13 protein-coding genes are annotated in these 13,649 nt (G+C 44.3%); 12 read left to right on the top strand and 1 reads right to left on the bottom strand.

Going from position 1 to position 13,649, the window contains the following annotated elements; genetic code table 11:
* Nucleotides 1-57 precede the first annotated feature (57 nt).
* Nucleotides 58-1,488, bottom strand: a complete 1,431-nt coding sequence (gene nrfA / locus AB4512_RS00320) for an ammonia-forming nitrite reductase cytochrome c552 subunit (protein ID WP_029235145.1) — start codon at nt 1,486-1,488, stop codon at nt 58-60.
* A 482-nt stretch (nt 1,489-1,970) separates the two neighbouring features.
* Between nrfA and nrfB the strand changes: the two genes are divergently transcribed.
* From nrfB to AB4512_RS00260, 12 genes are all read left to right on the top strand, one after another.
* Complete coding sequence (gene nrfB / locus AB4512_RS00315) at nt 1,971-2,555, top strand: cytochrome c nitrite reductase pentaheme subunit (RefSeq protein ID WP_008222036.1); 585 nt, start codon at nt 1,971-1,973, stop codon at nt 2,553-2,555.
* 3 nt (nt 2,556-2,558) lie between these two features.
* Complete coding sequence (gene nrfC, locus AB4512_RS00310; RefSeq protein ID WP_017060985.1) at nt 2,559-3,245, top strand: cytochrome c nitrite reductase Fe-S protein; 687 nt, start codon at nt 2,559-2,561, stop codon at nt 3,243-3,245.
* A 2-nt stretch (nt 3,246-3,247) separates the two neighbouring features.
* Nucleotides 3,248-4,222 carry a cytochrome c nitrite reductase subunit NrfD gene (nrfD, locus tag AB4512_RS00305; protein ID WP_372174114.1) on the top strand — a complete coding sequence of 325 codons (975 nt, stop codon included), beginning with the start codon at nt 3,248-3,250 and terminating at the stop codon, nt 4,220-4,222.
* A gap of 128 nt (nt 4,223-4,350) precedes the next feature.
* Nucleotides 4,351-6,267, top strand: coding sequence for a heme lyase CcmF/NrfE family subunit (locus AB4512_RS00300; RefSeq protein ID WP_372174112.1), 1,917 nt, complete (start codon nt 4,351-4,353; stop codon nt 6,265-6,267).
* A complete protein-coding gene (locus tag AB4512_RS00295; protein WP_372130286.1) occupies nt 6,248-6,802 on the top strand; it encodes a DsbE family thiol:disulfide interchange protein in 555 nt (184 codons plus the stop codon). The genes AB4512_RS00300 and AB4512_RS00295 overlap by 20 nt, the downstream gene beginning before the upstream one ends.
* Nucleotides 6,799-7,239 (top strand): heme lyase NrfEFG subunit NrfF, encoded by a 441-nt coding sequence (gene nrfF, locus AB4512_RS00290; RefSeq protein ID WP_017063564.1) that lies wholly within the window; start codon nt 6,799-6,801, stop codon nt 7,237-7,239. The genes AB4512_RS00295 and nrfF overlap by 4 nt, the downstream gene beginning before the upstream one ends.
* An 89-nt stretch (nt 7,240-7,328) precedes the next feature.
* A complete protein-coding gene (locus AB4512_RS00285) occupies nt 7,329-7,505 on the top strand; it encodes a hypothetical protein (protein WP_017063565.1) in 177 nt (58 codons plus the stop codon).
* A gap of 249 nt (nt 7,506-7,754) precedes the next feature.
* Nucleotides 7,755-8,351 (top strand): GTP cyclohydrolase II, encoded by a 597-nt coding sequence (gene ribA, locus AB4512_RS00280; protein ID WP_009848836.1) that lies wholly within the window; start codon nt 7,755-7,757, stop codon nt 8,349-8,351.
* A 176-nt stretch (nt 8,352-8,527) separates the two neighbouring features.
* Nucleotides 8,528-9,787, top strand: coding sequence for an imelysin family protein (locus AB4512_RS00275; RefSeq protein ID WP_372174110.1), 1,260 nt, complete (start codon nt 8,528-8,530; stop codon nt 9,785-9,787).
* A 111-nt stretch (nt 9,788-9,898) separates the two neighbouring features.
* Nucleotides 9,899-11,287, top strand: coding sequence for a di-heme oxidoredictase family protein (locus AB4512_RS00270; protein ID WP_372174108.1), 1,389 nt, complete (start codon nt 9,899-9,901; stop codon nt 11,285-11,287).
* 158 nt (nt 11,288-11,445) lie between these two features.
* Nucleotides 11,446-12,507, top strand: coding sequence for an imelysin family protein (locus AB4512_RS00265; protein WP_372174107.1), 1,062 nt, complete (start codon nt 11,446-11,448; stop codon nt 12,505-12,507).
* Complete coding sequence (locus AB4512_RS00260) at nt 12,497-13,585, top strand: DUF1513 domain-containing protein (protein WP_372174105.1); 1,089 nt, start codon at nt 12,497-12,499, stop codon at nt 13,583-13,585. The genes AB4512_RS00265 and AB4512_RS00260 overlap by 11 nt, the downstream gene beginning before the upstream one ends.
* Nucleotides 13,586-13,649: the final 64 nt, after the last annotated feature.

Raw genomic sequence — 13,649 nt, 5'->3', positions numbered from 1 at the left:
AACCAGCCACACCTTTACAGTGTGACTGGTTTTATCTTATTGGTCTATTTGAAGGAACTAGTATTCGTAGTTAGCTTCACGCTTTTCAGCTTGCTCTTCCCACTTAGGAACCACGGTGTCTAAGAAGTGTTGCTTCTCAGCATTCATCTTATCCATGTCCATTCCTAGCGCTTTCTGAGCGGCTTCTTTGGTTGAGATATCTGGAATCTCGATTGGATCGGTAATGCCTTTCTTCGCAAGTAGACGAACAATCTTAGTTCGCGCGTCTGCTGCGCGGTCAACCGCCGTTCCAAGAACCTCTAGGGCTACTTCAGGCGCGTGCATGTGAACACCATGAGATGCGATAGCGTAGTCCCAACGCCATTGCGCATGACGAATATCTTGTAAGATAGGTGCCATCTCTTGTTCTGTTGCGCCTGCTTCCCATGCTGCGCCTGCTTCAAAGTGAGCGGCTACGATTTGTTTCTCAGCGGTCAGCTTCATGTTTAGTACTTGAGCTTTGCGGCTTGAAACGATGTTACGCATGGTCTCTTTAGATTGAGTATGGCAGTTAGCACAAGTGTCTTCGAAGCGGTCAAACGGGTTACCTACTTTATGGTCGGTGTAAACGGTACCGTCTTCTTTCGTCACTTTAGGCATGTGGCAGTCAACACAAGCGACGTTGTTCTTACCGTGAATACCTTCACGCCAAGTTTCGTAACCTGGGTGCTGAGCCTTTAGCATTGGTGCTTTAGAGACTTTATGTGTCCAATCTTTAAAACCAATCTGATCGTAGTACTCTTCCATCTGTTCAACACGCGTCCCTTTATCCCAAGGGAATTTCACACCTTTTGTTGGACCCGTGAAGTAGTATTCCACGTGACACTGAGCACACACAGAGGCTTGCTGATCAAAGCGACCTTGCTCTTCGAAGTTCTTCCCAATCGCATCGAACGCACGTTCAACATAAGGACGAGTGATCTTTAGTGCAGGTTCGCCATTTTTAAAGCCTTCACTTTGAGTATCGTGACAGTCGGCACAACCAATTGGATTGACTATCTCGCTGCCAAGACGAGCCCATTTACCTTCAAAGTAGCCGTCTTCACCACGCTCTTCAATAACGCGTGCTACGTCTGGGCTTTTACAGCTCCAGCACGCCATTGGCATTGGGCCTGAATTTTCGTCGGTTGGTCCGCCAGTACGCAGGGTTTGTCTTACATCATCAACCGCATAAAAGTGGCCGCGGGCTTTGTTGTAGTCTTTCGCGAAACCGTAGCCCGCCCATAGAATAACCATGTTTGGATCTTCTTTTAGTGCGTCTTCAATGGCTTCGCTCTCTGACGTTTGTCTCCATGAATGGTATTGATCTGGGTGGTTTTGCTCGAACTGGTCGTTACGAGGATCACCAATTTCTTTTTGTTCAGACGCAGCAAAACTGGTCGCGCTTACTAGTGATGCGCTAACCATTAATAATGCTGTGACGGAATTACGTATCCAATGCTTTTTCACAGTGATATCTCCAATATACTGATTTTTATACCAAGCGTTGTGAGTTTGCTATTCAAATTAAGAACTGGAGAATTGCTGTTTATATTAATTCATAAATAAACACATTTTGTTACGTGTCGGATGTTTGCTTGTTTTAGATCAATTAATGACAGTGACTTCAATCACGTTGAAGTTTATATAGCCCTAAAGGGGTATGTGGACGTCAAGTTAGACTGGTCTTATTGAGAATTATTATCATATATAACAAATAATTACCCGACATGCCCTCACTATAAATAGGGTGATTGTGTTCACATATTACCCTTTGTATATTTCGCTTTACCTAATTAGGGGTATATTCTAAATATAGAAAGCGTTGTGGCTTATCCAAAATAAGAATTGATATCATTTAAGCGGTAATAATATCGTTTAAGGGTACTTTTGTTTAACCGGAATATTATTTAGTTGAGAGTTAAATAATGCCGGTATAAGGAAAGGATAAAATGGGCAATATTAAATTGGCCATAGTCATAATGCTTAAATCCCTTCTAGCATTCTGCCTCTATGGTTATTCCATTCATGCTGTTGCAGAGCCTGCTGTTACGCCAGTAGGAGAGTCAACAAGACATGAAGTCGAATTAATACGTGACAAAGATTACAAGTGTGTCCAATGCCATAAAGATTCTAAAGAAACGGTATTTGGTTCACATGGTGAGAGTGCGCACGCTTTGCTTGGCCGTGAAGTGAATTGCACAGATTGTCATAGTTCTATTGGCCCCGATCACCGTGATGGTGCACCTGAGGTGGTGAAGTATCGCGCGGCTCAATCACAACCCGGAACCGAAAAGGTTTTCCTCGATCCTAGCTTAATCCTAGATGCCAACAGCCAATGTATAGATTGTCATAAGCCTGATGATCTGCGCGAAGCGAGTTGGACTCATGACGTACACGCACAAAACTTAACGTGTTCAAACTGTCACGATGTGCATGCGAGTGAAGCGAAGGTGCTTGGCTTAGATAAAAAGCAAACCATCAAGCTGTGTGTGGATTGCCATTCAGACTTCAACCAGAAGAAAGAAGGGGAGTAATCTATGAGCTGCTCAAGAAGAAACTTTTTAGCTGGCGCGGGTGCCGTTATTTTCACAACTGGTGTTGCAGGTACTGCAGCGGTTACAAGCCGCAAAACGCTGGCTAATGTTCAGGAAGATGGCACCAAGCGTTACGGAATGGTTCATGACGAAACCGCTTGTATTGGCTGTACTGCTTGTACTGAGGCGTGTCGTGAAGTAAACAAAGTGCCTGAAGGCGTATCGCGCTTAGAAATCATAAAGAGCGAACCTCAAGGTGAATATCCAAATGTTGATTACCGTTTCACTCGTAACTCTTGTCAACATTGTGATAATGCACCTTGTGTGATGGTTTGCCCAACAGGCGCCGCCTATAAAGATGAGAAGACAGGAATTGTTGATGTACATAAAGAGAAGTGTGTCGGCTGTGGTTATTGCCTGCTAGCTTGTCCATATCAAGTGCGCTTCTTCCATCCTAAGAATAAGTCGGCCGACAAATGTAACTTCTGCCGCGATACCAATCTTGCGCAAGGTAAATTACCTGCTTGTGTTGAATCTTGCCCTACCAATGCGCTGATATTTGGCGACTTAAATGACCCTAAGAGCGAGATAAACCAGGTACTTAAATCTGAAGTGGTTTACAGAGATAAGGCTTATCTAGGTACTCAGCCAAAACTCTATAAAGTGCCACACCAAAAAGGGGAGATTTGATTATGAGTGCATGGGATACAGCGTTTCAATCAGGTACCGTGGTTTGGGACTGGATCATTGCTATCTATCTGTTTTTGGCGGGTATGTCAGCGGGTGCAGTGATGATCTCGATTTACCTTAAGAGAAAGGTGATTGAGGACGATCCAGCGAATAATGGTGTATTAAAGGCAACGGCTTTTCTAGCACCATTCGGGATCATCTCAGGTTTATTGATCTTGGTTTTCCACCTGACGAAACCACTATCATTTTGGAAGATCATGATCTTTTATAATCCGACGTCAGTGATGTCGATGGGTGTGATCTTATTCCAAGTGTATATGGTGATCCTATTTGTTTGGATCGGCATTATATTCCGAAATCAGATTGCCGTATTCTTGAGTGATCAAGCATGGTTAAAAGGGCGACTCGATTTTGTCAGTAACTGGATTGGCAAATTAGAATCTTTTGAGAATGTTTTTGAAATATTCTTAGCTGTGCTTGCGCTATTACTTGCGGCTTACACTGGCTTCTTACTCTCTGCGCTAAATACCTTCCCAATGCTGAATAACCCAGTGTTGCCGATATTGTTCTTATTCTCGAGTTTATCCTCGGGAGCGGCGGCATGTATTTTATTTGGTGTGTTGGTCTTTAAGGAATCACCTCATAGCCCGAGTATTTCATGGATCCATGGGTTCGAACGTCCGGTCGTGATGTTTGAGTTGTTTGTTCTGATTACTTTCTTTACTGGGCTTATCTTCGCTGGTGGTCAAAGTGAGCAAGCCGTATGGAACGCCATCGGCAGTGGTTTCTGGGCGAGTTGGTTCTGGTATGGAGTTATCGGTGTTGGCATGGTTTTACCGTTGTTGCTGAATGCCGTTACACCAACCTCGATCCGCCATAGCTCGGTGTATATTTTCTCGGTGACTTCACTAAGCCTAATGGGCGTATTAATGCTGCGAACTTTTGTCCTTTATGCAGGGCAGTTAACGATAGCTTAATTTCGCTCAAGTTTATTAGTGAGCAGATGTTGGATACTAAATATCTGCTTATTAATGAACATGTTCTTAATAAACATGAGATGGGTGTTCAGATCGGCTCTGCTCAAGCGGAGCCTTATTGAGGTGATATGGTCGGTTCTTTGGGGCTGTTTAGTTTGGTGTTGGTTGCTGTACTCAGCAGCATTATTGGTGTGCATTCGTTTTACCAAATGCTAAATAAACGGACGCAAAATCTAGGTTTAATCCGCAGTTTCTCTCTTTCAAGCGCGCTGTTTTCTCTCACTTCTGTCGCGTTGCTTGGCTATGCCTTTATCAGTGATGACTTCTCTATCTTATATGTAGCTGAGCATTCAAATACTCAATTACCCTCATTTTTTAAGCTTGCGGCCGTATGGGCAGGACATGAAGGTTCCTTGTTGTTTTGGGTACTGACGATCAGCGTCTGGTCTGGCGTGATCGCCTTACAAAAACACTATTCGAATGAATACCAAAGCCGAGTGCTGTGGGTGATGAACCTACTGCTCGCGATATTTGCTTGGTTCACGTTATTCGCATCAAATCCGTTTGAAATGAATTCGATCTTGCCGCTAGAAGGGCGTGACCTTAACCCAATGTTGCAAGATGTCGGTCTGATTTTTCACCCGCCATTGCTTTACCTTGGCTATGTCGGCTTTTCTGTGGTGCTGGCATTTGCTGTGGCCGCTTTGCTGGTGGATCCGATTGAGTTCGATTGGGTCGCTCATTGTCGCAGTTGTTGTTTGGTCGCTTGGATCTTTTTAACCGCAGGGATCATTCTTGGTTCTTGGTGGGCATACTACGAGTTAGGGTGGGGTGGTTGGTGGTTCTGGGACCCGGTAGAAAATGCCAGCCTATTACCTTGGCTAACATCAACCGCTCTATTGCACAGTTTGGGTGTTGCTAAAGGCAAGCAACAGTTGCTGAAGTGGTCACTTAGCCTTGCTTTCATTACGTTTTGTTTAAGTATCCTCGGTACTTTTATTGTTCGATCTGGCGTCCTCACTTCCGTTCATGCTTTTGCTGTTGACCCAACCAAAGGTATCGCGCTGTTGCTGATACTGGTTTTGGTGTTAGTGAGTTCGTTTTCTCTTCTTATTGTTCGTGGTGAATCTTTCGAGTCGAATCCAATCACTAGCTTTGCGAGTAAAAGTTTTTTGAGTTTAGTGGCGGTACTTATATTTGTACTGGGTACGGCGGTGGTGGTGTTTGGTACCTTCTACCCAATGGTTTTTGAATTACTTGGCCTTGGAAATATCTCTGTGGGCGCACCTTACTTTAATCTTCTTATTGCGCCATTGGCTCTGCTTGCGATGGGAGTGATAGGGTTAGCGCCATTGCTCAGTATCAAACCTCAAGCGTCGAAAGGTGTGATTGGAATTATTGCCTTATTGTCTCTCTGTCTTGGCTTTGTAACTTATGTTTTGCAAGTTGAAGCGATCCAAGTGATGGTGCTAATGACATGGTCACTTGCGTTTTGGGTAGCCCTGACTCATGTTTACGGCTTAGCGGTAACGCGCAACTCTAAGTTTCAACGCAAAGTATGGGTGATGACGTTGGCGCATGTGGGTGTCGCAGTATTAGCGATAGGTGCCGCGATGAATAGCTACCACTCGTTTGAGCGCAGCTATAAGTTAAGCCCGGGTGTAGAAGTCGAATTCATGGATTGGACGCTTTCTCATCGTGATACGGAGTTGTATGTCGCTTCAAACTTTACTGCAGAAAAAGCGATACTCAGCCTAGAGTCTGGCGAGCAGTGCTTTCCTATTTCGCCAGAAAGAAGACACTACCAAGTTCGTGTTATGAACATGAGTGAGCCTGCAATGAAGTGGTTCTGGCATGGCGATGTTTATATCACCATGGGCGAGAAAGTCGATTCCACCGCTTACGCATTTCGTGTTCAGTATAAGGCGTATGCGCGCTGGACCTGGTTTGGTGGGCTGTTCTCCATTATCGGCGCTTTGCTCTCATTGACTCATCGTAAAAAGAAAACCGTTAAGGCGTCACAGTATGCATACCAGCGTTCGTAACAAGCTAATTACTCTAATTGCCTTAGCATTGATTGTGGTGCTGGGATTTGTCTTTGCACTTGATAATAAGCAGCAGTCGACCATTGTGTCTGAACAACAAAGGGCATTTCCAGAATTTACATCGACTGCGTTAGTGAATAGTGAAGGCGTCAATGGTCAGCAGAAAATTACGCTTACTGATGTCACGCAGCACCCTTATCAACTGGTTAATGTATGGGCATCTTGGTGCGGGATATGTAAAACCGAACATTCATTTTTGCTTCAACTTCACGATAAAGGCATTCCCATCGTTGGGCTTAATTATCGAGATAACTCTGGGGCTGCGATTAACGTGTTATCGAACGATGGCAACCCGTACTTAACCGTGATCAGTGACCCTCAAGGCAAGTTAGCGTTAGAGTTGGGCGTAATCGGCACACCTGAAACGTATTTGGTTGATGCCAATGGCCAGATCATTAAAAAGCTATTGGGCGTGATTAATGAAATGGTATGGAAAGATGAGCTTGCGATGTATTTTGATGGTGTGAATGGATGATGAAGTCTCTAATACAAACCTTGTTTATGCTGTCAGCTCTTTTAGTGATTAGCCTTTCAACCATGGCTGAAGATCTGTTTACTGCCAGTAATACAGAGACGAGTATTCAAGTTGAACTGTTTGAGTTTGAAAACCCAGAACAACAGCAACGTGCTATTAGCTTGGCGAAAACGTTACGCTGCCCACAATGTCAAAATCAAAATCTGATTGAATCCAACTCACCAATAGCAAAAGACTTACGCCTTGTTGTGTTCAATATGGTGAAAGCAGGGAAGAGTAATAATGAGATTACTCGATATATGACGGAAAGATTTGGTGAATTTGTACTTTATAAGCCGGCGATGAAGGTTTCAAATCTATTACTTTGGTTGCTACCGAGCCTATTATTTCTCTTATTTATATATTTATCAGTAAAAAGTGTTAGGAAGAGCTCATAAAAATTGTGTATTACTGTTTACCAATTGACCTGTATTTTGTAACATTGACCGATTATAAAGGCTAAGCACTGCTATATAAGGATGTATCTGTGGATAACGTAATCTCAAATTTAAAGAAAGAGTTCCATACTCATGTCCGATCTGATAAATGGGCAGAAAAATACAGTGCAAAGTCGAGCATTTCTACGCTTACTCAAGAAGAGCTAACCGAATTAGAGAATGCTTGGGTGCAACTTGTCATCTGGAAGCAAACTCAAGTAAGTTGAGCGTTCTGTAAAAAAGTGTAGTTTTAGCCGCAACTGTTTAATTTATAACCCCATGTTGGTCATCCCAATGTGGGGTTTTTTCTTACTTGAAAAATAATTGTTATATTATAACAATTTGTACAAGGTCGACCTTGAAAAAAATTGTTAACAGCCTCATAGTGTCTATCATTAGATAGTTAGCTACAAAATATTGCCTAGACATATAATGTAGCGTCGTTAAATACATCGAATTTTCAAGTGAGTATAGCTATGGCGGAAGTGCGTGCCAGAATAGATTTCAAAGTAGGGGTAACAAGCAGTATAGATGCTGAACTTCTGTCTTTTCATGGATTGAAAACAGATAAAGAGCATGTTGCTGTGATATTTAAATCAGCAGACAAGACACAAGACATACCTCTTGTTCGTATGCACTCTGAGTGCCTGACTGGTGATGTTTTCCATTCTTCTCGCTGTGACTGTGGCGAGCAGTTAGACGAAACCATTAGAATTATGGGTGAGACGGGTGGGGTGATCCTTTATCTTCGCCAAGAAGGTCGTGGTATTGGCTTGTACAACAAAATCGATGCGTACCGTCTGCAAAGCGAAGGCATGAACACCTATGAAGCCAACAACCACCTAGGTTTTGGCGATGACCTACGCGATTTTACTGAAGCTGCTGAAATGCTACGCGCCTTAGGTACTACAAAAATCCGCTTAGTCACCAACAACCCTAAGAAGATCAATGAGCTAAAATCTTTTGGTATTGAGATTGAAGAAGTGGTGAATACCTCTGCTCATATCAAATCGGGTAATGAAAGCTACCTGAAGGCAAAAGTCTCACACGGTAAGCATAATCTGGATATCTGATTAGCCTCTTTGTTACGCTTAACATAAAAATGTTTAAAGACCTCACATATGTGAGGTTTTTTTGTATTTATCTTGCAATAAAATTGTAAGTTTGTATTATTTCAATCCGTAGTGCAAATGATAATGGTTTGCACTATTACTACGAATAATAATTTAAAGCTCAACAAGGATGCTTCATGACCATTAAATCTTTAGTGACAAAAGCCGTAACTTCGTCACTCATTTTTGCCTCTGCTTCTTCTTTCGCAGCAGTAACTCAAGATCAAGTTGTAGAACATTACGCAGATATTGCGCATGCAGTGTTTGCAGATTCAGTAATTACAGCAAAAGCGTTGAACTCTTCTATTGATACCTTCTTAGCTTCTCCTACTGCTGGCAACTTCGAACAAGTAAAACAAGCTTGGCTTGAGTCTCGCGTACCATACCAACAGTCAGAAGTTTTCCGCTTCGGCAACGCTGTTGTTGATGATTGGGAAGGCCAACTGAACGCATGGCCACTTGATGAAGGCCTGATTGATTATGTTTCGACTGATTACCAATATGAACTTGGTAACGAAGGCGCTAGCGCAAACATCGTGGCTAACAAGACTTTCCAAATTGGTCAGACTACCGTTGATGCAACCAACATCACCCCTGAGCTAATCGCAGACTTGAACGAGATCGGTGGTTCTGAAGCGAACGTAGCGTCTGGCTACCACGCAATTGAATTCCTACTTTGGGGCCAAGATTTAAACGGTACAAACAGCGGTGCAGGTGAGCGTGCTTACACTGATTTCGTTGTTGGCGCTGAGTGTACTAACGGCAACTGTGACCGTCGTGGCGCATACCTAAAAGCATCTGCTGAGCTACTTATCCAAGACCTAGAGTGGATGGAAAAGCAGTGGGCTGAAGGCGAGAAAGGTAACTACCGTCAAGAACTGCTTTCTGAATCTAGCGAAAACGGCCTACGTAAAATGTTATTCGGCATGGGTTCACTGTCTCTTGGTGAGCTTGCTGGTGAGCGTATGAAGGTGGCTTTAGAAGCTAACTCTACTGAAGATGAGCACGACTGTTTCTCTGATAACACGCACAACTCTCACTACTACAACGAGCAAGGTATCTACAACGTTTATACGGGTCTATACAAGCGTGAAGACGGTACTCTGCTTTCAGGTCCTAGCCTGTTTGACCTAGTAGAGCAAAAAGATGAGCAAGCTGCGAAAGAGATTCAAAAGCAGTTTGACCTAGCACGTGCACAAGTAGGCCAACTGGTAACGTCTGCTGAGAAAAACAACCAGCACTTTGACCAGCTAATTGCTGCTGACAACGCTGCAGGTAACGCACTAGTAAATAAAACAATTGTTGCTCTAGTATCTCAAACAGCTGCAATTGAGCGTGCTGCTGGTGTGATTGGTATTGATAGCCTAAACCCAGACACGGCTGATCACGAGTTCTAAGAACCTGAGTCAAACACCAATGTAAGGGCTCTGATTGAGCCCTTAATTGTTTGCTAAGAAAAAAGCCACTTCCTTATAAAAACTAAAATCAAAAATTCAGCAAGGCACTGTATGAAGTCGTATCTATCAGCCTCACTCTTAACTGCACTGTTTTTCGTATCTCCATTACACGCTCATGAAACCTACTCTGGCGGCAAAACGACCGTGAAGAAAGAAGGAGCGAACGCTTTTTCCCTTCCCGCAGCCAATCTACCAATGAGTAAGCGCTTGGATTTCAGCGTAGGTAATAGCTTCTTTAGAAACCCTTGGGTTCCTGCACCGTCATCAACCGATGCTCGTGATGGGTTAGGACCACTATTTAATACTAACGGCTGTCAAAACTGCCACATCAAAGATGGTCGTGGTCACGCGCCAGAAGAAGGAGATGAGAACGCAGTATCCATGTTGGTTCGTTTAAGCATTCCGGCTGAAACGCCTGAGCAGCGACAAGCCTTCATTCGAGATGGTGGAATTCCAGAGCCGACGTACGGCGGTCAGCTACAAGATTTTGCGCTTCAAGGTGTAAAACCAGAGGGCAAAGTGAACATTAGCTACACGGATGTTCCTGTTGAATTCAAAGACGGCACCGTCGTTACTCTGCGTAAACCCACTTTAAATATTACTGAACTTGCTTTCGGCGAGATGCATCCTAAGACCGAGTTTTCAGCTCGAGTGGCGCCGCCAATGATTGGTCTTGGTCTGCTTGAAAGTATCCCACAAGAAACGATTATAGGATTTGCAGAGCAGCAATTTGCTGACAAGCAAGGTGTGTCGGGTAAAGCTAACTATGTTCTTGATGTTCAAACCAATGAAATGGCGCTAGGTCGTTTTGGTTGGAAAGCCGGGCAGCCAAACTTAATGCAGCAAAACGCGGCGGCATTTAACGGTGACTTAGGCCTGACAAGCCGCTTATTTCCGAATGAAAACTGCACATCAGCGCAATCAACCTGTGATGATTTTCCAAATGGTGGCGAGCCAGAAGTCAGTGACAATATCTTAGATTTTGTTGAGTTCTATTCGCAGCATCTCGCAGTACCTATTCGTCGTAATGTCGATAGCCCAGCTGTCGTACAAGGTAAAAAGCTGTTTAAAGACGCTGGTTGTCAAAGTTGTCACCAAGCTGAATTCCGCACGGCTGAGCGTGAAGGCTTGCCTGCATTGTCTAATCAGTTTATTAGCCCATATACCGACATGTTGCTACACGACATGGGTGAAGGTTTAGCAGATCACCGTCCTGAGTATCTTGCCAATGGCCAAGAATGGCGTACAACACCTTTATGGGGATTAGGCTATACCAAAGAAGTGAATGGTCACACCTTCTTACTTCATGATGGTCGTGCGAGAAATGTTATGGAAGCTGTGCTTTGGCATGGTGGTGAAGCAGAAATGGCGAAACAAAACGTTTTAGCTCTTAGTAGCAGCGAGCGTGAAGCGCTATTGGCGTTCTTAAACTCGTTATAGGCTGAGTTGAATTCAGTTTAGTTAACGGCTAGTGACTTAAGAAAGCCGCTATCAAACCACTTAGCACCGCTGAACTTGTAGGAATACGAGGCCAGCGGTCGTTTCATATTTATTGAACTCATATAATTAAAAGAAAAACTAGGAAGTAAGGTAACAGCATGGCACATAAATTTTTGTTAATGCCCTTGTCGGTATTAATCATGGCAGGCTGCCAGTCATCGGGTGAGCAAACGGCTTCATCTGAGGTTAACGGTGTCTCTTATCAAGCAGACACGACTGCTCATATCAGCCGTAGCGTGTATCAACAAGAGTTTGATTCAGCCGTGCTATTCGCTAAGCAAGCCGGTGAGCTGGAAGTCTTGATGCAGGGTTACTGTGAAACCAACAATATTGAGCTGGATGCGTTGGAAAATCAGTGGCAGCTCACCATGAACAGCTGGATGGCACTGCAAGGACAAGAAAGAGGCCCAACAGCGGCATTGGAACAGAGCTGGAATGTTCAGTTTTGGCCAGACAAAAAGAACACCACAGGTCTAAAAATGCGTCAACTGACTCAGCAAGATAAAGCTTGGTCACAAGATGAAATCGCACAGCAGAGTGTGACTGTTCAAGGGCTTGGCGCCTTGGAGTGGTCTCTGTACGACGAGCAATCTCCATTGCTTCAAGACAAAGCTTCAGGTTGTCTATCTTCACAAGCTATCGCACAAAACCTGGCGATGAAATCGGCCTCTATTGCTGAAGCTTGGCAGGTTAACCCGTGGTTAGCACTGGACGAGATGCGTTGGGAATCGGAGTACATCGCTTTGTTGACCAACCAACTTGATTACAGCATGAAAAAGCTGAGTCGCCCGATGGCGAAAATTGGTCATCCGCGTCCTTACTTCTCAGAATCATGGCGTGCACAAACCTCGATGACTCAACTAAAAGCCAATGTAGCAGCACTTCAGAATTTGTACCTTGCCGGTGGCAATGGCCTAGACGGCTTGTTGAGAGAGAAGGGCTTAAACGACCTAGCTGATCGCGTTGCTGACCAGTTCACATTGACGCTAGATACTTGGCCTACAGACTCAAGCTTGTTTGAGTTATTGCAGAGCAAAGAGGGCTACCGAGAGGTGCTGACTCAATACAACAAACTAGAACGTTTGAAGTACCTGATTCATGAAGAAGTAGCGATAGAGCTTGGCGTGGTAATAGGATTTAATGCTACCGATGGTGACTGATAATACGAGAAGATCGTTACTCAAGGCTGCACTGGGTTGTGCAGCTGTTCCATTGCTTCCGTTTGGGTGTGCGACTCGAAAGGATGGGGTGAGTGCGTCGAACGATCCCCAACTGATTGGCTGTGCGCTTAATGGTCGTGGTCAATATTCTGCAGTTGTGGCTGACGAATTTGGCATGCCACTGAGCCAACTTCCCATCCCCAATCGTGGCCATGGCGCCGCGATTTGCCCAACCTCATCGCATGCGGTGGTTTTTGCTCGTCGTCCTGGTGACTATTTTATGGTGTTTGACTATAAAAACGGTCAGCAGATCAAAATGGTCGTCAAAGGTAACAACCGCCACTTCTATGGTCATGGGGTTTACTCATTAGATGGCAAGTTACTGTATGCCACCGAAGGGAAAACGGACACCAGCCAAGGCGTGATTGGCGTTTACGATGTCGCGCAAGGCTATCGTAAGGTCGAAGAGTTCAGCGGTTTTGGTATTGGGCCTCATGAAGTGATCATCATGCCGGATGGTAATCTCGCGATCGGCGTTGGTGGCGTTCATACTGATGGTAGAACACCGAAAAACCTCGATTCGATGCAGCCGAGCTTGAGTTATGTTTCTCCTGAAGGTGTGTTACTTGATCAGGTTGAATTGTTGGATAAGAAGCTGAGCATTCGACACTTAGCCCATGATGGTGCTGAATCCGTGCTTTGTGGCCAGCAATATCGTGGTGAACCAGATGAGTATCCTTCGCTATTGGCGATGCATACTAAAGGCGGAAAGTTTGAATCACTGAACGCAGAGCCTGAGCAATGGGCAAGGTTCAATCACTATATCGCCAGTATTGCGGCGTCAGATGATTGGATTATTGCGACTTCGCCAAGAGGCAACTGCTACGGTATTTGGTCTAAAGAAACCAAAGAGTTAGTAGAACTCTCTGCATTATCTGATGCTTCTGGCGCTGTGCTGCTTGATGGTGAGTTTCGATTAAGCTCTGGGGCGGGAAGTGTGGTAAGCCAGAGCAAGCCTTATGAGAAATCAACTCAACAATCATCGGTCCAGTGGGATAACCATTGGAGTTCAATCTGATTTATAAAGCCTCTTAAAAATAACATGCTTACTCCGATTTCTTTGCCATACTTATGAGATGGTT

Origin of the sequence: Vibrio sp. 10N.222.52.B7 (assembly GCF_041474275.1) — a bacterium.
Taxonomy (GTDB): Bacteria; Pseudomonadota; Gammaproteobacteria; order Enterobacterales; family Vibrionaceae; genus Vibrio; species Vibrio crassostreae_C.
The sequence above is the reverse complement of the archived record's forward strand: the minus strand, read 5'-3'. Positions and strand labels throughout refer to the sequence as shown.

Bases quoted from the DNA above. Each gene is read 5' to 3' on its own strand.
- nrfB (WP_008222036.1), top strand. From the start codon at position 1,971: ATGGGCAATATTAAATTGGCCATAGTCATAATGCTTAAATCCCTTCTA.
- nrfC (WP_017060985.1), top strand. From the start codon at position 2,559: ATGAGCTGCTCAAGAAGAAACTTTTTAGCTGGCGCGGGTGCCGTTATT.
- nrfD (WP_372174114.1), top strand. From the start codon at position 3,248: ATGAGTGCATGGGATACAGCGTTTCAATCAGGTACCGTGGTTTGGGAC.
- AB4512_RS00300 (WP_372174112.1), top strand. From the start codon at position 4,351: ATGGTCGGTTCTTTGGGGCTGTTTAGTTTGGTGTTGGTTGCTGTACTC.
- AB4512_RS00295 (WP_372130286.1), top strand. From the start codon at position 6,248: ATGCATACCAGCGTTCGTAACAAGCTAATTACTCTAATTGCCTTAGCA.
- nrfF (WP_017063564.1), top strand. From the start codon at position 6,799: ATGATGAAGTCTCTAATACAAACCTTGTTTATGCTGTCAGCTCTTTTA.
- ribA (WP_009848836.1), top strand. From the start codon at position 7,755: ATGGCGGAAGTGCGTGCCAGAATAGATTTCAAAGTAGGGGTAACAAGC.
- AB4512_RS00275 (WP_372174110.1), top strand. From the start codon at position 8,528: ATGACCATTAAATCTTTAGTGACAAAAGCCGTAACTTCGTCACTCATT.
- AB4512_RS00270 (WP_372174108.1), top strand. From the start codon at position 9,899: ATGAAGTCGTATCTATCAGCCTCACTCTTAACTGCACTGTTTTTCGTA.
- AB4512_RS00265 (WP_372174107.1), top strand. From the start codon at position 11,446: ATGGCACATAAATTTTTGTTAATGCCCTTGTCGGTATTAATCATGGCA.
- AB4512_RS00260 (WP_372174105.1), top strand. From the start codon at position 12,497: ATGGTGACTGATAATACGAGAAGATCGTTACTCAAGGCTGCACTGGGT.